We start from the raw sequence: 19,448 nt of genomic DNA, 5'->3' as shown, positions 1-19,448 counted from the left end.
GGCGTCAGGCCTTCTCGCCGATCTGCATGATCAGCGACACAGCCTTGGAGATCACCGCGTTGGAGATCTGATTCAACGCCTGCTGGCTGTTGACCGCATTCTGCAGGGACAGGCCCGCCGAATGGCTGGCCACCTGATACAGCGAGGCAATGGCCTGGGCCGGAGCCTCGGCCACCACCTTGACGTTGGTTTGGGTTACAGCGTCGGTAATCTGGCTGTTGACCATCGGCTCTGACATACATCTCTCCTTGATGGAATGCACCAGCGCAGGCGCGCTGGCGGTGAACTCGTCGGTGGTTTCAGGTGCTCATGAAACAAGAACGCCCGACATCCGAGGCTGTGAATGCAAAAAACGTTTTCAGCGCAGCGCCTCGCGCAGCAATTGCACGCGCTTGCGCACCAAAGGCTGGGCGATGCCCAGCGCCGCGGCGATCTGCGGATAGGGCAGTTCCTCGACAAAACGCATTTCAAACAGCCGCCGCTGAGGCAACGGCAACCGCTCCACGCGGTTGCCCAGCTGCACCAGCCGCTCGATCTGCTCGGTGTACTCGAGCACCGACATGCACGGCGCGGCGAGGAGCACCTGGTGATCGTGTTCAAGATCGACCGAATGATCGAACAGCTGCCCTTCGCGCTTGCTGCGCCGCAGGCTGTCGAGAAACACATGGTCCAGCACCAGAAACAGAAAACCCTGCGGCTCTCGTATGCGTTCCGGGGAACGCCTGAAGAACAGCAGGGCTTTGACGGCCGTGTTCGATAACCACTCCTGGGCCAGGCTCAGGTTGCCCCTGGCCCGCCGGTTGGCCCGACGCATCAGCTCGGGGTACACCGCTCGCCAACTGTCCTCGAACAACCGGTCGACCGCCGCCACTTCACGAAAAGATCCCATCGCCAGCACTCCCTGTGCATTCCTTGATGAGCCGACAGTCTGTGATTGCACAGAGGGCGTTCGCTGTTACCTGGGGAACAGTTGAACAATTAATTGAGCGAGTAGGCCTTGCGGCGCAAATGCTCGACATCGTTGATCACCAGCCGGCCGCTCTGGCAGCTGATCACCCCCGAACGCCGCCACAGCTGCAACTGGACATTGAGCTTGGGCCGGCTGGTATTGAGCATCGAAGCCAGGATGCCCTGGTTGCGCGGAACCGAGGCACAGGTCACCGGCGCCAGCTCGAAGTCATCGATGTTGGCCAGCAGGAACCGCGCCAACCGCGACTCCAGGCGATGCAGGCAAACCAGCTCGAGCAATTCCATGATTTTTATCAGCCGGGTCATCAACAGCATCAGCACCCGTTGCCAGAACAGCGGCTCGTCGTACAGCACCCGGAAATGTCGCTGCCCCAACAGCAGCACGCGCGTGGGGCCGCAGGCGAAGGCCGAGTTTTCCCGGGCGTGGCCCTCGATCAGCGCCGACTCCCCCACCACCTGGCCGACACCGGCGCTGCCGACAATCTGCTCGCGCCCGTCGGGGCCATGAATCACCGAATACACCTGCCCTTCGGCGACCAGTGCGATGAAGTCCAGCGCCTCGCTCTTGAGGTAGAGCACCTCCCGGTCCTTCAACGTCCGCTCCACGGCATGGGTGGCCACATAACGGATCAAGGTGTCTGGCAGCCCCCGGAACAGATCGGAGCGAGCCAGCAGTGTCTGACGTAACGAAAAATCGAGCATTACCGCGCCTTTTGAATGCATGCGTTCGCCTTGACTGGTAGGAAATAGCTGCGCAAACGCAGCCGGAGAGCGCTTGAGGCCCCTCTTGGAGCCCATAGAGCAAAGCAAACAAAGGGACGTCCGGCGGGGGCACTTGTGAATAGGGCGAAGGGGCGTTCGGGTATCGCCAAGGACCGGGAAAACAGCGAGGCGGCAACCAATCATCACGCAGAAAAAAACCGCATGGACGCCCCCAGCCGACATGGGTATGATGTCGCCCGCACTGCACTCGTAGCTCAGCTGGATAGAGTACTGCCCTCCGAAGGCAGGGGTCGTGGGTTCGAATCCCGCCGAGTGCGCCAGCTAGAAACGCAAAAGCCCCAGGTCGCATGGCCTGGGGCTTTTTCGTTTCTGGCATTGGAGTGGGTCAAAAAATCATCGAGGTGTTCCACCCCACGCCTCGCGGACAGGAGGTCCCAATGCTGCGCCATCCTTTGCTCAACCAGCCCTATCAGCCCGACCTGCGTGTCTGGATTGGCTGTTTCACCGGCTATGACATGCCCCCGGCCCTGGATGCCGAACTGAGCCGCTACGACCCCAACGACCCTGATGATCGCGAACACCTGATCCGCCATTACTGCCTGGCGCGCATCAACGCCCAGGAGAACTTCCGTCACCGGCAGCGGCGGGTGGAAATCCTGCAAGCGGCTCTGGACGACCCGGATTTCGACTTCCAGGCGGTTTGGGAGCCCATGGAAGACGACTACGCATACGATCAATGGCCGAGCGGCTGGCCAGCACAGATCGACGACAGCCGGGACTTCTTCCAGCGCCTGCTCCTGGCGGCCCGGCAGCTGTGGCACGACGACCTGTCCCGCGCCCGGTTGCCGTCCCTGGCCGAATGCCGGACGATCCCGGCGCGAGATCGCGGTTCCCACGACTGGCTGTTCAGCGTCGATAATCCCCAAGCCTGGAAAGCCGTATTCGACGTAGCGGCCACGCCCTACGACCTGCACACCCCGGGACCACAATTCCAGGGCGAGCAACTGAGCCTGCCGTTGGCGGGCGCATTGCATCGCCAGTCCCTGCCGTCCACCTGGCCGGCCAGCCAGGCGCTGACCCATTGCCGCCTGGACCTGAAGATCCAGGGCATCAGCGAACTGCACGTCAGCGGCACGCGTTTCGACGGACGTATGCGCACCCAGCTCACGCGCTTGAAGCCCGGTTATTACCTGCGCCTGGAAATCGGCTTCGACTGTGTCATCGAATGCGTGGCGCAATCCGTCGGCATCGCCAATGTCCAGGGCTCACGAGAGGAAGAGCGGCATGAGCAGCAACTTTGAACGGGCCCTGGCACGCCAGGAGATACCGCAGTTCTTTCGTGGCCAGGGCGAGTACCTGACCCGGGACGGCGATTGGGACGAGCACCTGTTCTGCATCAACTGGCCGGGGATATTCGCCTACCTGCGCGATAACGCCGACGGCGAGCAGCAGTTGAGCGCCAGCTTCGAGCTGTATGTGTACAGCATCGAGGAAAGCTTCGAGGACTGTTTCGGCCTGCGGGAAAACCTGTTCGGCTATTACTCGACCCGGGCTCGCTGGGCACCCGCCAGCACCGATCTGCTGGCGCAACTGCCAGCACCTTGCCGACGACGGATAGTCCAGCGCCTGAGCTGGTATCGCTGGCAGCTGGAAAACCACGCCCGGCTGCTGCCGGAGCGGGCCCGGCGCATGGCCGAGGACGGTGCCGCCACCGAATTCATCGACCCGCCCGCGTCCCCCTACGCCTGAACGCGCCTGCCACCGGTTGCTGATCGCTCGAAATATGTTTGTCCTGATACTTCGGCAAAACGTCATTTCTACCAGTTCAAGGAACCTGAACCACTTCTCTAACGGCTCATACTGGTAAGACGAACCGCGCCTCAAGTTTATTTAGTAGTTCAAAGGTATTCATATAAGGAACGCCAAACATCTCACATACGTTCGGAATAATAAACTTCCTCTTAACCTCAAGATTAAGCACTTCGTGAGTCACTACTGCTGCACCAGTAGTAATGGCTTTCGCAATTAGCCAAGGATCTGCTCCACTCAGGAACTCGTCGAGCGCGCCAACCTTCATTTTCTCGCTTTGTACGGCAATAGCAGAAACAACTTGGCCAAATGCTTCCTGAGTTCGTTCATCACTAATCTCATGAAACAAAGCAGAATTATCTTTAGCCCATTGAGCCAGCTCGTCTTTCCCTTTGGTCAACTCATCTTTAACAGGCACTATGCTGGCCAACTCAAAAGCCTGGCTTTGAAGAAGAAGCCAAGACCAATATCCGGGACAGATGGTCATACCGTAATAACGATTCTTAGCTTCAATCAGTGTATTTGCGTCTAATAAATGCTTCATTCCGTGAGCTTACTGGCGTAGGTCCTAAGGTTAGCAGGCTGCACACCGAGCAACCTACCCGCGTCACGCAGCAGCATCCGACCGCTCATTGCTTCTGTTAATACAGCTCTACTGAAACGGATACTATTTTTTGCCTTTACGGTTCGATAATAGTCGCCGCCAGCACCATCCTTATCCTGAAAAGCTCGGAGTATCTGACGGTAGTAGTTACCGTACTGATCGCTGCTGATATAGCCTAGATCCCGTGCGCGACGACCAATTACTAGGGTGCTAACGTGAAATCGAGCAGCCAATGGGGCTAAATTATCGTGCCAATCGACCCCATCCTGCCAAGCTGCCCGAAAGGCTTCTTCTGGAGCAAGAAATTCGCCAGCCACGGCATTACAGAAAACTTCCTCTCTACGGCCAACAGGACTACCGCCATCAGATATTCCAGTGCTGCCAATCCAAATATGTGCAAGCTCATGCATAAGAGTAAATAAACGAGCTGTATCAGCATCAGCACTATTGATAAAAACCACTGGCGCTAACGCATTGCTAATCGCAAACCCTCGAAATTCAGAAACATCTAATTTACGATGAGTATTACCTAAAGCAATGCCACTACGCATCACAAGTATTCCAACCGTCTCAGCTGCGCTAATGAGCATACGGACATATGCTTCATAGTTAAGCCGTGCTGCATCAGGATCTACACCTAGAGTTTGCCTTATATCAGCTACTACTTGCTTTACCGAAGCCTGTGTTGTGAACCTACCCACAAACGGAAGTGGGTTCATCTCTTGGTCCTGAAGGTAATCTAGGTACCAATCCTGCTTACGTAGCACATCTTTCACTGTATCCAGTAGGTTCAAACTAGGATACGCAGGAGCAGCTCCGCCCAAAGTGCGTAAGTCGGGTAATGGAAGTTTTTCGGAGGGAGGCTCTTTGAGGAAGAGAAAGCCAAAGGGAACGTGGGCAATAGTCGCCCAGTGCTGAGCCTGCCTAAAAGTAGGCTTGCTTTCCCCAGACTCCCATTCAAGAACACGATCAGGTTTTGTAGGCAGCTTTTTAGCTACATCCTCAGCAGTCAGACCAGCACGTTCGCGGGACCACGTTAAGATGTTTGGATTGATAAGGGCGGCTTGGCTCATAGGGAAAAGTACAGCATATATAGTTCAGATGAATTCGATACGACGGCACACCGGCAACAAGTCTTTACATCAACCGTGTCTGATTTGAGTTTTTTGCACCCACGGGTGCCAGCACCGTTCAGCATCGCCTTTCTCCTTGGCCATAGAGCTGCAAAATGAGGTGGGAGGTTTTCCTTGTACCGTCCGCTCGCTTCATTCGTTCTGCCCGAGACTATAGGTGGGGCGATACGATTGCGTCAATTTAGGGGGACAGAGGGGGCATTCATGCAGAGGCGAGGCCTCTCCCGTCAGCTGAAATTGATCGAAGGGCTGCGCAAGAAGCCCTTCGTGGAACTCAAGCTCAAGCAACAACTCTTCGCGCGACCTCCAATAAATCCACCCCCTCCCTGAGCAGCAGATAAGCCGCGTTGGTCAGCCGATAGAGATCCTCATCCTCAATGCCCTTGATCGTCACTGAGGTGAGGCTTTCCAAAAGATCCGTCCCCGCCTTGATCCGCTGATGAGCACAATCCAACACATGCGCTATCGGCTCATCACTATCGATCAGCAGAACAGGACAATCAGGAAAATTGGTTTGCAGCGGTATGTACTTCGACATGACATGTCATCCCTAACTTGGTTAAGAAGACTGCCGATCTCGTCGCCAAACGAGTGGGTGGCAGCCGTACGCGGGTTGGCGAACCGGTAAGTTAGTAAACCCGGCAGACCCAAAGGTCTCCCGCGCACAGCCGCCATTGATCGCCATCACCCGTACAGAAATGCACGCGCAAGGAGTCGATGACACGACTGCGCCTAACTTTAAACGGATCGCCAAATCCGGTCGCTGATTTTTCAGCGACAGGGGGAACTATAGGGATGGAGGTTTGGGAGGAACAAGGCGGATTGGCTGCATTCGTTGTGAGGTATTTCGCTTCTTGCTGAAGCCTTTTCACTCCGAAAGCCCTTTAGGTGTCTCCAATCTTTTTTGCGATGATGCCTCCCCGATGCCATTCACGCGCCCGGCCCACTGCCGAGCGCATACACAGCGTTTCTCGCCAGACTCATGGAAGACCCCGCACGATGAATATCTCGAACCTTTCCGGCAACACCGCGCCGTCGCACCAGGCGCGTTATTACTACGGGCCCAACTACAAGAAAATGACCCTGGCGGGCCTGGTCTTCGGTGGGCTTTCGCTGTTCGCGGTGTTCGGCACACCCAGCGAGAACAACGGCGTGATCCGGCTGCTAGATGGCCTGGGGCTCAATGGGCATCTGGTCATGCAACTGACCGGCGTCCTGGGCGTTGCCATGACCGTCGCCGTCGCGGGTGCGCTGATCTTCCTGCGTGGCGCCGGCAATCGCTATGTGGTGCTGACGGACAAGAAGCTGGTGGCCCCGGTCAGTAACTTCAGTTCGAAGATCCGCGAGATTCGCCTGATCAATATCTCGGACGTCGAGCTGGTCGAGGTCTTCAACCAGCGTTTCATCCGCGTCCAGCACAGCGACGGCAAGATGGAACTGGTGGAGAACATGTTCAAGAACCAGGAGCTGTTCTACGACTGCTACAAGGCGATTGCCCTGGCCATCGAGGCCAAGGGCCAGAACGTCAAGCGCGCGCCGGCCCGCAAGTAATCACGGAGGGTTTCACTCGGGCGCTTGCGGCTTCTGCGCCGCTTCATCCTGATCCGCGGCAGGCTGGGCCTGCTGCGGGTCTTCATCGTCTTCACCGGCCTCGAGCAGAAAGTCCTTGCGACTCTCCTTGATGGCCTGGCGGATATCCGCGCCCTTGGTCGGGCAGTTCAGCAGTGCAGCGATACGGTCGATGCGTGGCGCCATGGCCAGCCTCTCACTTTCAGGAAACTGCCTCGATAGTGCGCGTTTTCCGGATGCCAGGCCATGGCTTGCGCGTGTTTTGCCGTCAGGGTTGCTGCAAGGCCCGCAGGCGGGCGTCGATGTCCTCGGTGGGAAAACGTTGCTTCAGGGTGCTGATGTGCTGGTCGGCGGCCTTGCCCTGGCCGGCCTGGCGCAGGCGCAGCACTTCGCGCAGCGCGTCATCGAGAAGCGGGTTCGGCGCCTTGCCGTCGAACCGTTCCTTGCCGGGGGATGAGGCCAGCCGCTTGAGCGCCTGTTGCGGCTCGGCATCGAATGCCTGTGCGTCCTGGGTCAGCGGCGGCCCCGCCATGGGCGCCACCGGGGCCGGCACCGACAAGGCGCCCGCGGCCGTATCCGGCGTGGCGGCCAGTTCGAAGCCACTCGATTCTTCCAGGGCCGCTGCGCTCGGCGCGGATTTTTTCAGCGCGGGCGCTTCCGCGTCGGCAGCGTATTCGGCCTGGCGCCGCGCAAGCTGCGGGGCGGCGGGCTTTGCCGCGGGGGCCGGCGCAGGGGCGAAGGCCGGGCTCGGTGCCGGTTCCGGGGATCGCAGCACGCCCAGCAGCAGGGTCACGCCGAACAGGCTGGCGAACGCCACTTGCCAGCGCGGCTGACGGCACAGGTCGAACCAGCGTTGCCACAACGAAGGCCGAGGCGCCGGGGCTTCGCGACGGGCCGTGGCCATGATCAGGGCGTCGAGGCTGGCTGGCGGCTCGCCGTGGCTGTGCTGGCGAATGTGCTCGAGCATGCGCTCTTCTTCGGTGGGGGGAAGTGGTCGGGCGTCAGTCATGTCAGTACCTCCTCGGCCAGGAGCCGACGCAATTTTTTCAGCGCATAACGGAAACGGCTTTTCACCGTTTCCAGCGGTGTATCGGTAAGGCTGGCGATCTGCGGCAATTCCAGGTCGCCGTGGGCGCGCAGCAGGAAGACCTCGCGCTGGTCGGCGGGCAGGTCTTGCAAGGCGGCCTCGATGCGCTGCCGTTCACGGCTCAGGCTCAGGTGCTGCTCGGGGCCGTCGGCGGCATCGGCCAGGTCGTGCAGCTGCTCGTCGTAGCTGTCGTGCAGCGGGTTGCGGATGCCGTGCTTGCGCCAATGGTCGATCAGGCGGTTGCGGGCGATCTGGTACAGCCAGGTGCGAAAGCTGGCCCGGCCCTGTGGCGCGCTGGCCGTGCGAATCAGGCTGAGCCAGGTGTCCTGGTAGACCTCGTCGGCCAGCTCGACCTTGTCGCACAGGCTCAGCAAAAACCGGTACAGCCCCTGGCGATGCCGCTGGTAGAGGACCTCGAAGGCGGCGCTGTCACCCGCGCGATAACGTGCCAGCAGCGTTTCGTCGCTGCTGGCGGTGCCTGGCCGGTTCATCCCTGGCATGGTCGTGCTGGGCTCCTTGTGGGGGCGGGTCATGGCGTTACTCACGGCGGCTCAAGGCCTGCCCGGCAGGCGCCGGCTGGTCCGCCGGCGCGGCCTGAGTCTGCAGGCTCTGCGCCAGTTCCACCAGCTGCACGAACTCTCCGCGCAGGCCAAAACGGTCTTCGCCCTTGGCGCCGCGCGCCAGGGCGACGGTGTCCTTGAGGCCGAAGTCGCCGGTATAGCGAGCGTCCTTGAGCTGCTGGGCAAACGCCGCCACGGCTGCGGCAAATCTTAGATCATCGCTGGCCTGGGCGAGCTTGCCGTGTTGCTGCGCAGCCAGGATCGGCCGCTCGATCAACCGGCTGCTGCCGCCCTGGGTTGTCTGGTAGCGCACCCGCAGCATGGCCAGTTCGTCGCTCTTGATGCTCGATTGCGGCTGCGCGGGGGCTGGGCCGTAACGCAGCGGCTCCAGCCAGCCCGGCTCGCCCTTGGGCACGATTTCATACAGCGCGGTGACGGTATGCCCGGCACCGACTTCGCCGGCATCGACCTTGTCGTTGCTGAAGTCCTCGCGTTTCAGCGCGCGGTTTTCATAACCCAGCAGGCGGTATTCGCTGACCTGCTCCGGGTTGAATTCCACCTGCAGTTTCACGTCCTTGGCCACCACCGCCAGGGTCGAGCCGAGCTGGTCGACCAGGACCTTGCGCGCCTCGCGCAGGTTGTCGATGTAGGCATAGTTGCCGTCGCCGGCATCGGCCAGTTGCTCCATCAGGTGTTCGTTGTAGTTGTCCACGCCAAAGCCGAGGGTGGTCAGCGACACCCCGCTTTTACGCTGCTCGACGGCCATCTGCTTGAGGCGGTCGAAGTCGCTGATGCCGACATTGAAGTCGCCGTCGGTGGCCAGCAGGATGCGGTTGATGCCGTTCTTGATAAAGCCCTGGCGGGCCATCTGATACGCCAGCTGGATGCCCGAGGCGCCAGCGGTGGAGCCGCCCGCCGTCAGCTGCTCGATGGCGTTGCGGATCTTCGCCTTGTCGCGCCCGGAAGTCGGTTCCAGCACCACCCGCGACTCACCGGCATAGACCACCAGCGACACCCGGTCCTGCTCGCGCAATTGGTCGACCAGCAGCTTGAGGGTGCTTTGCACCAGCGGCAGGCCCTCGCGACGATCCATGGAGCCGGACACGTCCACCAGGAACACCAGGTTGGCCGGCGCCAGCTCGGCGACGGCGCGGTCCGAGGCCTTGATGCCGATGCGCAGCAAACGGGTGTGGGGGTTCCACGGCGACGGCGCGATCTCGGTGGTCACGCCAAACGGCGAGCCGTCGCCGGGCAGGGCGTAATCGTAGGGGAAGTAATTGACCAGCTCTTCCAGGCGCACCGCGCCTTCCGGCGGCAGGCTGCCCTGGTTGAGCAGGCGCCGGACGTTGGCGTAGGCGCCGGTATCGACGTCGGCGCTGAAGGTCGAGACCGGAGCCTGCGCCACGCTGTGGATCGGGTTGTCCGGCAGGTTCTGGTACTGCTCGCGCGGCTCGGCGCGATAGCCGGCGGGCAGCGCTTCGCGTTGCAGCATCGAGGCGGGCATCGGCGCCGGGGCGAACGCCTTGGCGCTGTGCCGGGCCAGGCTGGCATCGGCCTGCGCGGCCTCGCTTGGCACAGCCACGGCGGCCTGCGGCGCTGTCGTCTCCTGGACGGGCAAGGCACCGCCCCGGGTATCCGGCAAGGACGGGCCGCAACCGGCCATGGCCAATAGCAACCCGGCGGCGCAACCCTGGAAGGCGGGGCGAATGTAGTGCGGAGGAAGGAACATAGGGGCTGACCTCGGGAGAAATTGATCCATTCCCCCCTTCAGACGAAGCCCCTTGGCGATTCGGGTTAAGCCCCAGGAATTTTTTTGCTTAGCGCAGGTAGCGCCGCACCACGCTGCTGTTGCGCAGCACATGGCCGTTGATCTTTTCCAGCAGCTGGGCGCGGGTCAGGCCGGCCGGCAAGGCATCGGGCGCCAGCTCCAGGGCGTAGATCTGGATGATGTAGTGGTGCGCGCTGTCGCCCACCGGCGGGCAAGGGCCGACGTAGCCGGTGGAGCCTTTGCTGTTGGTGCCGCCCAGCCCTTCGAGGGTGCCCTTGGTTCCAGCGCCCGCGGCGATCTGCCGGGTCGTGGCCTTGATCCCGTAATGCACCCAGTGATCGATACCCTGGCCTTTGGCGCCGTCCGGGTCGTGCATCACGATGGCGTAGCTGCGAGTGCCTTCGGGGCCGGCGGTCCAGGCCAGGGCCGGCGACTGGTTATGCCCGCCGCAGCCCTTGGCATCGCTGGCGCTGGCCGGGGTGAACAGGCGGTTGTCCGAGACACCGGGCACGTTCAGGGTGAAACGCTCCTGGGCCTGGGCCGGCAATTGCAGGCACAGCAGGACGGCGCTGGCGGCCAGCCAGGTAGGGAAAGAGGCAAAACGGGACATACGCGAGCACCTTCTGCGAATAGGTTCATCGGGGCCTGGAGACTATCACTGCGCAGCGTTGCGCTTGAGCGATATTGCCGTTGATTGAGCTTGAGCCGTAGCCGCTTGTAAACGAAAAAGCCCCGATTTTTCCGTACCGGGGCTTTTTTGCCACAACCGGGATTCCAACCGGCCATCTGACCCTTGGGCCTTTCACCGGCCGCTGGATCAACGTTCCGCAGGTTCGGCCAGCAACGACGAATGCCCCGAGTGCTCGGCGTTGAGGCGCATGAAGCCGGTAGTGACAAGGCTGATGCCGCCCTCTTCGTCGTTGTGCACCGTCATGGTCCCGGGCTGGCGCATGCGCAGCAGGTTGGCGGCGCTGAGCTTGAAGCTTTCGCTCAGGCGTTGATCGTCGACGATCGGCGACGGCAGGCGGCGCCGGGCAAAACGCTTGCTCTTGCGCTGCTGGTAACGCGCCCAGAGGATCAGCACAGCGGCGTTAAGCAGGGCCACCCACAGGTAGATCTGCAAGGTGCCGAGCGCCTCGAGCACGCCGACTTCGATACGCGGACCGTCGTGGGTGTCGATCAGCGGCCACAGGCCGCGTACCAGCAGGTACACCAGGCCGATCCAGGCCAGCACGGTGAACGCCACATCGACGATCACCAGCAATGGGCGTTGACGGGTTCTGATGATTTTCATCAGCGAGCCTCCTCTTCATCATCTATCGGCTTGATGCCACGGTCGGGGCTGACCCAGCGCGCACGCTTGCGGTGTTGGCTGAACAGCACCTTGGGGAAACTCACCAAGGTGGTGAGCAAACTGACGAACCAGAACACCAGGGGGTACCAGACCACCCAGAACATGGTCTTGCCCAAACCCTTCTCATACCGGCGGTCGATCAGGATGCTGACCGCGAACTGCAGCAGGCAGACCATCGCCAGCACCAGCCCGGTAAAGGCCGGCGGCATCAGGCGGTCGACGGCGATGGCCTCGGGCATGACGATGAAGTGGCCGACGCCCCAGAAGATCACCGACAGCAGGAAGGTGAAGGCCCAGCCGGTGGACAGGCAGTATTCGAACAGCAGCGGCCACAGGTAGCGGTGGCGCCATTGCCAGATCCCGCGGATGTTCTTGAACAGCACCTCGGCGCCACCCTGGGCCCAGCGCAGGCGCTGCTTCCACAACCCGCGCAGGGTTTCCGGCATGAGGATCCAGCACAGCGCCCGCGGCTCGTAGAAGATGCTCCAGTGATCGAGCTGCAGCTTCCAGCTGATGTCGATGTCTTCGGTGATCATGTCCGGGCTCCAGTAGCCGACCCGGTGCAGGGCCGAGCGGCGGAACGCGACAATCACCCCGGAGACCGTGAAGATCCGCCCGAACACCCGCTGGGTGCGCTTGATCAGGCCGATGATCGAAGAGAATTCGCCCACCTGGACCCGCCCTACCAGCGTCGAGCGCGTGCGGATCCGCGGGTTGCCGGTGACGGCGCCCAGGCGCGAGTTCTCCAGCAGCGGCGCCACCAGGTAGGCCGCGGTGTTCGGCGCCAGCAGCGCATCGCCGTCGATGCACACCAGGTATTCGCTGCGCGCCGCCACGGCGCCCATGCGCAGGGCCACGGCCTTGCCCTGGTTTTGTGCCAGGTGCACCACCCGCAGCCGCGAGTCCTCCAGCGCCAGGGCATCGAGCACCTGCGCGGTGTTGTCCTTGGAGCCGTCGTTGATCGCGATCACTTCGATGTTCGGGTAATGCTGGGCCAGCGCCGCGTGGATGGTGTCCGCCGCGTTGTCGCCCTCGTTGTAGCAAGGGATCAGGATGCTGATCAGCGGCTCGCCCTTGAGCGGCGGCGGCAGCGTGTCGTCCTTCCAGGGCCAGTGGCGCTCCCAGTGCAGCCAGAAGTACAGGCCGCCGGCGATCCACAGGCCGGACATGAACAGCGGGTAGAAAAACACGAAGTCCATCAGGAACTGGCCGGTCACCAGGAAAATCAGGCCCAGCGGCACACCGAGGACAATCGCCAGAACGAGCAGGGCTAACAGTCGATCCAACATGATTTAAGGATTCCACTTGGTGGAGAACGCAGGACGGATGGTCTTCAGGTCCGGCGAGTTCTCGAGAAAGTTATCCGGGTAGTAGCCGAAACTGGTCGCGCCCTGGCGCTTGAGTCGGCCCATCCAGTCGGCCATTTGCGCGGCGTCAATATCGCGCGCCGGTTTTTGCGTCCAGTCCCGGGCTTGCAGCTCGAAGACGGTGCGGTTGAGCGCACCGGGGCGCGCCTTGACCGTGGCCACCAGCTGTTCCAGCCAGGCGCCGGAAGCCTTGCGCTGCTGCCCCTCCATCAACGGCATGGCCATCGGCGCGGTCCAGTCGTAGTTGGCGAGGAAGTCGTCGAGGTTCTGGGCGAACCAGGTTTCGCTCTGCGGGTTGAGCATCGGCTCGGCGAACAGGTTGCGCGCGGTCAGCACCTGCGGCCCGCGGATCGCCTTGACCTTGGCGGTCAGCTCATGGGTGAAGTCGATCAGGTAGCGGCTCTTGAAACGGGTCCAGCGCTGCAGGGTCGCCGGGTCGGCGCGCAAGGCGGCGATCGAGCCAGGCAGGCCGTTGGCGGCGTAGGTGCGCAGCGCGGCGGGGCTGGCGTCTTCGAAGTCGGAGAACACCGCGTCGTCGTGGTAGAGAATGCCGTCCACCGAGGTCAGGCGCGCCACGTCTTGGTAGATCTCGCCGATGATGCGCCGCACTTCTGGGTCGAACGGCGACAGGCGCCGGTACTGGTCCGGATCGACCGCGACCTGGCCGGTTTCCGGGTCCCAGCGGGTCACGCGCGGCAGGCTCGGGTCGAGGGCGAAACTCAGCACCGGCATCCAGGCGAAGACCTTGACGTTGGCCCGGGTGCGCAGCTGCCAGGCGACCCGGTCGAAGATATCGGCGCGCACCGGCAGGTGGCGGTTGGCGAAGTACAGCGAGTGCACCAGGCCATCGCCCTTGGGGTCGGCGAAGGCTTGCAGGAACACGGTATTCACGCCCAGGTCGGCCATGCGCTGGACCAGCTTGCCGAGGTTGATTTCCTGCTGTTGCGGGTCCGGGTCGTAGACGTTGTCCAGGTCGACATGGGCCACCCGCATTGGGTTTTTGGCTTCGACGCCGACGATGCTGTTGGAGAAATGCATGCCGTCCGGGTCCGACGCCACCAGGAAGCGCGGGCTGCTCATCAGGTTGTCGAGGGCATCGAGGCCGTCGTCGAGGGTCAGGGCCATGTCATAGCCCTCCTCGCCCACCACCCGCAGCGCCGTGCCGTCGGCGGCGCCATAAGGCCAGACCCAGACGCGCGGGCTGTAGCCGGTGGCGGCGCGGATTTTTTTCGAGATGGCGGCGACGTCGCCGCGCAGGCGCGCTTCGAACTCGGCCTCGCTTTCGTAGCGCCCGGTGCTGGCGTCATAGCGCCGGGTGGCGGCGGCCGGTTGCAGGTTGCCCTGGGGGTTGGCCAGCACGCCTTTGTGGTTGGCATCGGTGTGGGCGGCGATTTCCACCAGGCCGGAACGGGAGATTTCACGCACCTGCTGCCAGGTCAGGAAGTCCGAGCGCTTGCGCGGGGTGCCGGCAAAATCCACCGGCTGGTTCAGCGGGGTATCGACCCAGGCCCCCACCGGCGCCAGCAGCGCGTGCCAGTTGTAGCTGCGCAGCACCGGCAGCACGCGGGTGTAGAAGCTCGCGTAGCCGTCGTCGAAGCTCAGCAGCACGGCCTTGGCCGGCAGCTCGGGGCCGCCTTTGCGCGCCGCCATGATCTGGTCCACGGTCACCGGCTGGTAGCCGTTCTCGCGCAGCCAGGCCAGTTGCTCGATCAAGCGTTCGGTGCGCACGGCCACCACCGCCTGGTCGGGGTCGCGGTCTTCGACGTCGTGGTAGGCAATGCCCAGCACGTGGTTTTTCGGCCACGGGGTTTCGTTGGCCGGCACGGGGCGTTGCGCCGGCGGCAGGAAGTCCGCGGCGGGCTGGGCGCAGGCGCTGAGAATCAGGGCTCCCAGCAGGAGGATGCAACGGGTCATCGGAGGCATCTTCAGACTCTCTAGAAGCGATAGGTAAGGTCGAGGAGCAGGCGCAGGTCAGTTTCCCGGTCGCCGTCGTAAGGCCGGTTGAGCACGCTCAGGGCGGCGCCGGCTTCGAACACATCGTTCCAGGTCACGCGCTGGCCATAGCTGAGCAGGCCAATCGCCCCGGTGGAGTAATCACGCTGGCTGTAGGTACCGGCGCCTACCTGGAACTGCTGGCTCCAGGAGGTTTCGTAGCGCTGATACAGCACGTGGTTGACGTTCACCGTCGGCAGGACAGTGAGGTCCGACTTGGGGTTGAAGTACGGTGTGTCTTCCTTGCTGTTGCGGCTGGCGCCCAGCTCCAGGCCCAGGTCGACCTGTACGTGAGGCGTGGCATAGATGCCCTCGCGACCGGTGAGCAAGGCCTCGAGGCGGTTGTTGCCGTCGCTGAAGTGCGAGGGGCTCAGGGCCAGCCGCCATTCCCGGCTCTCGTTGGCCCGCCAGCGCAGGAACGCGCTGCCGCCATTGGCGTAGATGTTGCTGTTGAGCGCCCGCAGCGGAGTATTGGCCGAGAGGTATTCCAGGCTCGCGCCGTACTGCCAGTGGTCGTCGATGTCGCGGGCCAGGGACAGCCGCGCGCCCTGCTTGTCGTCGAAGCCGTAGGAATGGTTGGAGATTTCCGCTTCCAGGGTCATGTCGCGGGTCCGGCGTTCCACGCCGATACGCTGCCAGCGGTGGTGGCCGGTGCCTTCCTGGAAATCGCCGGTGGCGTAGCCGAGGCCGCCGAACAGGCGCCAGTCTTCGTTGATCGGCGGGCTGTAGAGCAGCGTCTCGATGCCAAAATCCTTGCTCCCGGAAACCGCGCCGGCGCCGTTGTTGCCGCCGCCGTAGCTTTTGCCGCCGTAGGTCTCGACCCGCAGCTCGGCCATGTCGTGCACTTCGCGCTTGCGGGCCAGGCGCTGCACCTGGCGGTTTTCGGGATAACGCTGCACCACGTCGTCGGTCAGCGCATCGAACTGGCGCCATTCCTGCAGCTGCTGGGCGGTGTAGCCCTGGGCAACTTCGAGGCCGACATCGCGTGGCGCCATGCTCTCGGTTTCCTTGAGCTGGCCCTCGGCGCGACGCGGCCAGTCGCGGGCCTGGTACAGGTTGGCCTGGGCCACGCGCAGGCCGATGTTGCCCGGCGCCTGGTCCACCAGGCTGGCCAGGCGCTGTTCGCTGCCCGCCAGGTCGGCGCTGTAGGTGCCGGCCTGCGCGGCGAGCTGCTGGGCGTCCATCCATTCATCGCTGGGGTTGCCCACCGGCAGGCCCTTGAGCTCGACCCGCGGTTTCTGGTTCCGGGCCAGGTCCTCGGCGACCTGTTGTGCCTCCAGCGGGCGGTCGCTTTCCAGCAGCGCGTAATACAGCGCGGTGCTGTCTTCGACACGGTCGCCGATGTCGGCATCCGGCGCCGCCAGCACCTGGCGATAGAGGTCGCTGGCAATCTCCGGCTGGCGCTGGTCCAGGTAGGCGGCCGCCACCCAGCGCAGGGCGTAGGTGGGGATGGCCACGTCTTCGGCGGTCAGCTGGTGGTATTCGGCGATCACCTGGGCGGTGCGCGCCCGGGCCTTGAGCGCGCCCATGCGGTCGATGCGCCAGCGGGTCACGTCGTCCTTGGCTGCCGGGTCCGGGGTCCAGGTGGCGAGCAACTGGTCGTAATCGGCCAGGGCGCGGTCGGCGATCACGTAGCGCTCTTTCTCGCTGCGGGTGGCCAGCTCGGCCAGGCGCACGCGCTCGGCGGCCAGGTCGCCTTGCAGGCGGCGTTCGATGGTCGGATCGATCAGCCCCGGGCGCTGGCGGGCCAGGCGCAGGGCCGGCTCCGGCAAGCGCGCCCGTTGCAGGGCGAATACGTATTCGCGGGCGACTTCCGGGCGGGTGCCGGCGCGGACGAACGCCTGGTCGAACTCGAACAGCGCGTCATACGGCGAACCGGCGCGGCTCAGGGCGTAGCCCAGAGCCAGGCGGCGGGTGGCGTCGTCGGGCTTGGCCGCCACCAGCTCGCGGGCACGGCGCACGGCCTCCTCCGGCTTGCCGGCGTCGGCCTGGGTCAGGGCCAGGCCCAGTTGCAGATCAGGGTCCCGCGGGGCACGTTCCAGAGCCAGGCGGTACACCTGGATGGCCGAGTCCCAGCGCTGCAGGTTGCGATAGGCCCGGGCGGTGGCGGCCAGTGCCTGGACCGGCAGCACCCGGCCACGGGCCTGGGTTTCATAGACATTCACCACCTCGGCATCGAGGCCGGCCCAACTGGCGATCTGCAGGTGGTCGCTGACCAGCCCGGTGCTCAGCCGGTCGGCCGGCACCTGGCGCAAATGGCTCAGCGCGGGGGCATAGCTGCCGGCACGGGCATCGAGGATCAGGCGGTCATAGGCAGGGTCGGCGAGGGCCAGGGTCGGCCACAGCAATTGGCTGCATAACGCCAGGCGCAGCAGTGGTCGCAAACCATAAACACGAACGGGATGAACAATGGGCGGCATTTCTTCAGCATCCTTACATGGCTAGCCGGGGTCGTGGCCCCGCCTGGTACGTGCCAGGAAGCCGAATCAGATGACTCGGCCAGATTGCGGCGGAGTCTTCCATGCAAGGCTGATACAGATGCTGAAATGCAATATTTCTTCAGATTCGTTTCTGCACAAATCCGCGAACGACGTGGCTTCCAGCGATGTTGAAGGAGGCTCTGGACGGGGATTCTCCAGCCCGGAGCAGGCAAAAAAACGCCCGGCAGCTCCATGGCATGGAGGCCGGGCGTTGCGTGCCGAAAATGCCCTGGCGGGCGTTTTCGCAGCTTACTGGATGGTGACCGGGCCCAGTTTGCTCATGACAAAACCGACGAACTGCTCAGGCGTCATTTTCTGCCCGTTGAAGTTCACTTCGTTGTTGGCATAACGCAGCTTGGAGACGATGTCGTTGCCTTCCAGCTTGGCCAGCTGGGTACCCAGCGCCATGCCGCTGACCATATCGGCGGCCATGCTGCCCTGGTCGGCGATGGCCTTGGCGTCGGTCACGCCGTCCAGCTGCGCCTGCAGCGATGCCACGTCGGCGATCATCGGCTTGGACAGCAGCAGGTTCAGGTCCAGCTGGGTGAGCAGTTGCTTGCTCAGTTCGGCCGGCGGCAGCTCCATGGATTGCGGCTTGTTCAGGTCCACCACCAGGCTCAGGCGGCTTTCGCCATTGGTGGTCTTGAACGAGAGGTTTTCCAGGGCGATGTGCGGCTGGGCGGCCAGCAGCTTGTCCAGGTCAGCCTTGACCTGGGCCTGCTCGGCCTCGCTCAGGTTCAGCTCGGGCGCTGGCTCCCCGGCGGCTTCGGCGGCGGCGACGGCGTCTTCGTAGGGTTGCAGCTTGTTCTGGTAGACCTGCATCAGCGACATGCCGGAGGCGATGTCGAGGTTCTTCATGCTCCAGGTCATCTGCGCCGAACCGACGGCCTTGCCGTTGAGGGCGACCTCGCCAATCTTGTAGTCGGCGCGGCCGGCCAGGTGCGCGCCGGTCTCGTCGGTGGCGCTCTTGATTTCCGAGTTCTTGAAGCTGAGCACCGACTGTTTCTCGCCGAACGTAGCCTTGGTGCTGGTCAGCTCCAGGGTGTTTTCGCCGACGTAGAAGCCGTAGTTGCTCTTGGTCAGGTTGCTGGCCAGGGTCAGGCCGTTGAGCTCGATCTGCACCGGCGTCTGGTCTTCGGCGACGCTGTTGAGCTTGAGGCTGTCCATGTAGCCTTCGGCCTTGACCTTCTGCGCCTCGGTGCTGGTGGAGAGGTCCAGCTTCATGCCGGAGAACTTCAGGGTCGACTTGTCGTCCAGGGCGGTTTCCAGCGGCAGCAGCTCGAGGTTGCCGGTGGCGGAACGGTCGTAACCGAGGTTGACCACGCCCTTGAGCGGGGAAACGTCCTTGGTGGCGGCGAACCATTTTTCGGTCAGGGGGTTCTTTTCCAGCTCGTAGTGACTGGTGGCCATGACCGGCAGCCATTTCAGCGTCATCAGGCGCGAGAACGGCAGCGGGCCGTGTTCGATGCGGTCGACAAAGACCAGCTCGACGCCTTCGGCGCTGTCGCCGAACATCTCGCCCTGGCCCTTGAGGCGGTAGCGCGCGGTGCTGCTGAACAGATTGCGCTCCAGCGATACCAGCTCCAGGCTGGCGGTACCGTTGGAACCGACCATGGCCGCCTGGAGTTCCTTGTTGGCGTCGGCGATGGAGGTTTGCAGTACCCCTTCCAGCTTGGTCCCGGTGTACCAGGCGCCGCCGGCGCTGATAGCTCCCACTGCAACGACGATTCCTAACAGTACGCCTGCTGATTTATTCATTATTTGACCCGATCGATCCGTTGTTGAATGTGTGGTCGTCTTCCCTGAACCCGGCACGGGTTGCGGCTCGACTGTGCGTAAAACTGCCGAAGATTAGCACCGGCCAGGCCAGCCGGCCCAACCTTTCCATGTGAAAAGTCGTGAATAGGGGAGGTTGAAAACACAGCCTGTAGCCGCTGGCGCAGCCTGCGATCGGCGGCGCAGCCGTCGCTGGGCCTGACGCTGCGTTTCTTCAGGCAGATCGCGGATTCAGGGTTTGCGGTTGCTCTGCAACC

The 19,448-nt window shown here is 63.0% G+C and carries 20 protein-coding genes and 1 tRNA gene; 4 read left to right on the top strand and 17 right to left on the bottom strand.

Going from position 1 to position 19,448, the window contains the following annotated elements; genetic code table 11:
* Positions 1–4: 4 nt before the first annotated feature.
* From BLV20_RS26910 to BLV20_RS26900, 3 genes are all read right to left on the bottom strand, one after another.
* Positions 5–238, bottom strand: coding sequence for a RebB family R body protein (locus BLV20_RS26910; RefSeq protein ID WP_092305446.1), 234 nt, complete (start codon positions 236–238; stop codon positions 5–7).
* Positions 239–358: 120 nt separating this feature from the next.
* Positions 359–889: an RNA polymerase sigma factor gene (locus BLV20_RS26905; protein WP_256577881.1), complete on the bottom strand. Its 531-nt coding sequence runs from the start codon at positions 887–889 to the stop codon at positions 359–361.
* 89 nt (positions 890–978) lie between these two features.
* Positions 979–1,692, bottom strand: coding sequence for a Crp/Fnr family transcriptional regulator (locus BLV20_RS26900; RefSeq protein WP_092305444.1), 714 nt, complete (start codon positions 1,690–1,692; stop codon positions 979–981).
* A gap of 243 nt (positions 1,693–1,935) precedes the next feature.
* On the opposite strand from BLV20_RS26900, the gene BLV20_RS26895 reads away from it, so the two are divergent.
* From BLV20_RS26895 to BLV20_RS26885, 3 genes are all read left to right on the top strand, one after another.
* A tRNA-Arg gene (locus BLV20_RS26895) sits at positions 1,936–2,012 on the top strand.
* A gap of 117 nt (positions 2,013–2,129) precedes the next feature.
* A complete protein-coding gene (locus BLV20_RS26890; RefSeq protein ID WP_092305443.1) occupies positions 2,130–2,993 on the top strand; it encodes a hypothetical protein in 864 nt (287 codons plus the stop codon).
* Positions 2,977–3,441, top strand: a complete 465-nt coding sequence (locus tag BLV20_RS26885) for a hypothetical protein (protein WP_092305442.1) — start codon at positions 2,977–2,979, stop codon at positions 3,439–3,441. The genes BLV20_RS26890 and BLV20_RS26885 overlap by 17 nt, the downstream gene beginning before the upstream one ends.
* Positions 3,442–3,547: 106 nt before the next feature.
* Here BLV20_RS26885 and BLV20_RS26880 read toward each other — a convergent pair whose 3' ends face one another.
* From BLV20_RS26880 to BLV20_RS26870, 3 genes are all read right to left on the bottom strand, one after another.
* On the bottom strand, positions 3,548–4,045 hold the full coding sequence (locus tag BLV20_RS26880; protein WP_092305441.1) for a DUF4411 family protein: 498 nt from the start codon (positions 4,043–4,045) through the stop codon (positions 3,548–3,550).
* Complete coding sequence (locus BLV20_RS26875) at positions 4,042–5,178, bottom strand: XRE family transcriptional regulator (RefSeq protein ID WP_092305440.1); 1,137 nt, start codon at positions 5,176–5,178, stop codon at positions 4,042–4,044. The genes BLV20_RS26880 and BLV20_RS26875 overlap by 4 nt, the downstream gene beginning before the upstream one ends.
* Positions 5,179–5,518: 340 nt before the next feature.
* Positions 5,519–5,776: a hypothetical protein gene (locus BLV20_RS26870; RefSeq protein ID WP_092305439.1), complete on the bottom strand. Its 258-nt coding sequence runs from the start codon at positions 5,774–5,776 to the stop codon at positions 5,519–5,521.
* A gap of 461 nt (positions 5,777–6,237) precedes the next feature.
* On the opposite strand from BLV20_RS26870, the gene BLV20_RS26865 reads away from it, so the two are divergent.
* On the top strand, positions 6,238–6,789 hold the full coding sequence (locus tag BLV20_RS26865) for a hypothetical protein (protein WP_092305438.1): 552 nt from the start codon (positions 6,238–6,240) through the stop codon (positions 6,787–6,789).
* 12 nt (positions 6,790–6,801) lie between these two features.
* Here BLV20_RS26865 and BLV20_RS26860 read toward each other — a convergent pair whose 3' ends face one another.
* From BLV20_RS26860 to BLV20_RS31605, 11 genes are all read right to left on the bottom strand, one after another.
* Positions 6,802–6,993 carry a hypothetical protein gene (locus BLV20_RS26860; protein WP_092305437.1) on the bottom strand — a complete coding sequence of 64 codons (192 nt, stop codon included), beginning with the start codon at positions 6,991–6,993 and terminating at the stop codon, positions 6,802–6,804.
* 82 nt (positions 6,994–7,075) lie between these two features.
* Positions 7,076–7,816, bottom strand: coding sequence for a hypothetical protein (locus BLV20_RS26855; protein WP_092305436.1), 741 nt, complete (start codon positions 7,814–7,816; stop codon positions 7,076–7,078).
* Complete coding sequence (locus BLV20_RS26850) at positions 7,813–8,394, bottom strand: RNA polymerase sigma factor (RefSeq protein WP_092305435.1); 582 nt, start codon at positions 8,392–8,394, stop codon at positions 7,813–7,815. Before BLV20_RS26850 ends, BLV20_RS26855 begins: the two co-directional genes overlap by 4 nt.
* Before the next feature lie 37 nt (positions 8,395–8,431).
* The gene (locus tag BLV20_RS26845; protein WP_092305434.1) at positions 8,432–10,183 is read right to left on the bottom strand and encodes a vWA domain-containing protein; all 1,752 of its coding nucleotides are present in this window, start codon (positions 10,181–10,183) and stop codon (positions 8,432–8,434) included.
* An 88-nt stretch (positions 10,184–10,271) separates the two neighbouring features.
* A complete protein-coding gene (locus BLV20_RS26840) occupies positions 10,272–10,832 on the bottom strand; it encodes a YbhB/YbcL family Raf kinase inhibitor-like protein (protein ID WP_092305433.1) in 561 nt (186 codons plus the stop codon).
* Positions 10,833–11,039: 207 nt separating this feature from the next.
* Positions 11,040–11,516, bottom strand: a complete 477-nt coding sequence (gene pgaD / locus BLV20_RS26835; protein ID WP_092305432.1) for a poly-beta-1,6-N-acetyl-D-glucosamine biosynthesis protein PgaD — start codon at positions 11,514–11,516, stop codon at positions 11,040–11,042.
* Positions 11,516–12,865: a poly-beta-1,6-N-acetyl-D-glucosamine synthase gene (gene pgaC / locus BLV20_RS26830; protein ID WP_092305431.1), complete on the bottom strand. Its 1,350-nt coding sequence runs from the start codon at positions 12,863–12,865 to the stop codon at positions 11,516–11,518. The genes pgaD and pgaC overlap by 1 nt, the downstream gene beginning before the upstream one ends.
* Positions 12,866–12,868: 3 nt before the next feature.
* Positions 12,869–14,866 carry a poly-beta-1,6-N-acetyl-D-glucosamine N-deacetylase PgaB gene (gene pgaB, locus BLV20_RS26825; RefSeq protein ID WP_092305430.1) on the bottom strand — a complete coding sequence of 666 codons (1,998 nt, stop codon included), beginning with the start codon at positions 14,864–14,866 and terminating at the stop codon, positions 12,869–12,871.
* Positions 14,867–14,877: 11 nt separating this feature from the next.
* Entirely contained in the window at positions 14,878–17,355 is a 2,478-nt protein-coding gene (gene pgaA, locus BLV20_RS26820; RefSeq protein ID WP_092305429.1) for a poly-beta-1,6 N-acetyl-D-glucosamine export porin PgaA, read from the bottom strand.
* A gap of 309 nt (positions 17,356–17,664) precedes the next feature.
* Positions 17,665–19,173 carry a YdgA family protein gene (locus BLV20_RS26815; RefSeq protein ID WP_092305428.1) on the bottom strand — a complete coding sequence of 503 codons (1,509 nt, stop codon included), beginning with the start codon at positions 19,171–19,173 and terminating at the stop codon, positions 17,665–17,667.
* On the bottom strand, positions 19,173–19,448 hold a 276-nt coding region (locus BLV20_RS31605; RefSeq protein WP_218190315.1), incomplete at its 5' end, for a hypothetical protein. The genes BLV20_RS26815 and BLV20_RS31605, both read right to left, overlap by 1 nt.

It is taken from the genome of Pseudomonas sp. NFIX28, assembly GCF_900107395.1.
Classification (GTDB): domain Bacteria; phylum Pseudomonadota; class Gammaproteobacteria; order Pseudomonadales; family Pseudomonadaceae; genus Aquipseudomonas.
The sequence above is the reverse complement of the archived record's forward strand: the minus strand, read 5'-3'. Positions and strand labels throughout refer to the sequence as shown.

Excerpts from the sequence above, each read along its gene's own strand:
- BLV20_RS26910 (WP_092305446.1), bottom strand. The coding sequence starts at position 238 with ATGTCAGAGCCGATGGTCAACAGCCAGATTACCGACGCTGTAACCCAA.
- BLV20_RS26905 (WP_256577881.1), bottom strand. The coding sequence starts at position 889 with ATGGGATCTTTTCGTGAAGTGGCGGCGGTCGACCGGTTGTTCGAGGAC.
- BLV20_RS26900 (WP_092305444.1), bottom strand. The coding sequence starts at position 1,692 with ATGCATTCAAAAGGCGCGGTAATGCTCGATTTTTCGTTACGTCAGACA.
- BLV20_RS26890 (WP_092305443.1), top strand. The coding sequence starts at position 2,130 with ATGCTGCGCCATCCTTTGCTCAACCAGCCCTATCAGCCCGACCTGCGT.
- BLV20_RS26885 (WP_092305442.1), top strand. The coding sequence starts at position 2,977 with ATGAGCAGCAACTTTGAACGGGCCCTGGCACGCCAGGAGATACCGCAG.
- BLV20_RS26880 (WP_092305441.1), bottom strand. The coding sequence starts at position 4,045 with ATGAAGCATTTATTAGACGCAAATACACTGATTGAAGCTAAGAATCGT.
- BLV20_RS26875 (WP_092305440.1), bottom strand. The coding sequence starts at position 5,178 with ATGAGCCAAGCCGCCCTTATCAATCCAAACATCTTAACGTGGTCCCGC.
- BLV20_RS26870 (WP_092305439.1), bottom strand. The coding sequence starts at position 5,776 with ATGTCGAAGTACATACCGCTGCAAACCAATTTTCCTGATTGTCCTGTT.
- BLV20_RS26865 (WP_092305438.1), top strand. The coding sequence starts at position 6,238 with ATGAATATCTCGAACCTTTCCGGCAACACCGCGCCGTCGCACCAGGCG.
- BLV20_RS26860 (WP_092305437.1), bottom strand. The coding sequence starts at position 6,993 with ATGGCGCCACGCATCGACCGTATCGCTGCACTGCTGAACTGCCCGACC.
- BLV20_RS26855 (WP_092305436.1), bottom strand. The coding sequence starts at position 7,816 with ATGACTGACGCCCGACCACTTCCCCCCACCGAAGAAGAGCGCATGCTC.
- BLV20_RS26850 (WP_092305435.1), bottom strand. The coding sequence starts at position 8,394 with ATGCCAGGGATGAACCGGCCAGGCACCGCCAGCAGCGACGAAACGCTG.
- BLV20_RS26845 (WP_092305434.1), bottom strand. The coding sequence starts at position 10,183 with ATGTTCCTTCCTCCGCACTACATTCGCCCCGCCTTCCAGGGTTGCGCC.
- BLV20_RS26840 (WP_092305433.1), bottom strand. The coding sequence starts at position 10,832 with ATGTCCCGTTTTGCCTCTTTCCCTACCTGGCTGGCCGCCAGCGCCGTC.
- pgaD (WP_092305432.1), bottom strand. The coding sequence starts at position 11,516 with ATGAAAATCATCAGAACCCGTCAACGCCCATTGCTGGTGATCGTCGAT.
- pgaC (WP_092305431.1), bottom strand. The coding sequence starts at position 12,865 with ATGTTGGATCGACTGTTAGCCCTGCTCGTTCTGGCGATTGTCCTCGGT.
- pgaB (WP_092305430.1), bottom strand. The coding sequence starts at position 14,866 with ATGCCTCCGATGACCCGTTGCATCCTCCTGCTGGGAGCCCTGATTCTC.
- pgaA (WP_092305429.1), bottom strand. The coding sequence starts at position 17,355 with ATGCCGCCCATTGTTCATCCCGTTCGTGTTTATGGTTTGCGACCACTG.
- BLV20_RS26815 (WP_092305428.1), bottom strand. The coding sequence starts at position 19,173 with ATGAATAAATCAGCAGGCGTACTGTTAGGAATCGTCGTTGCAGTGGGA.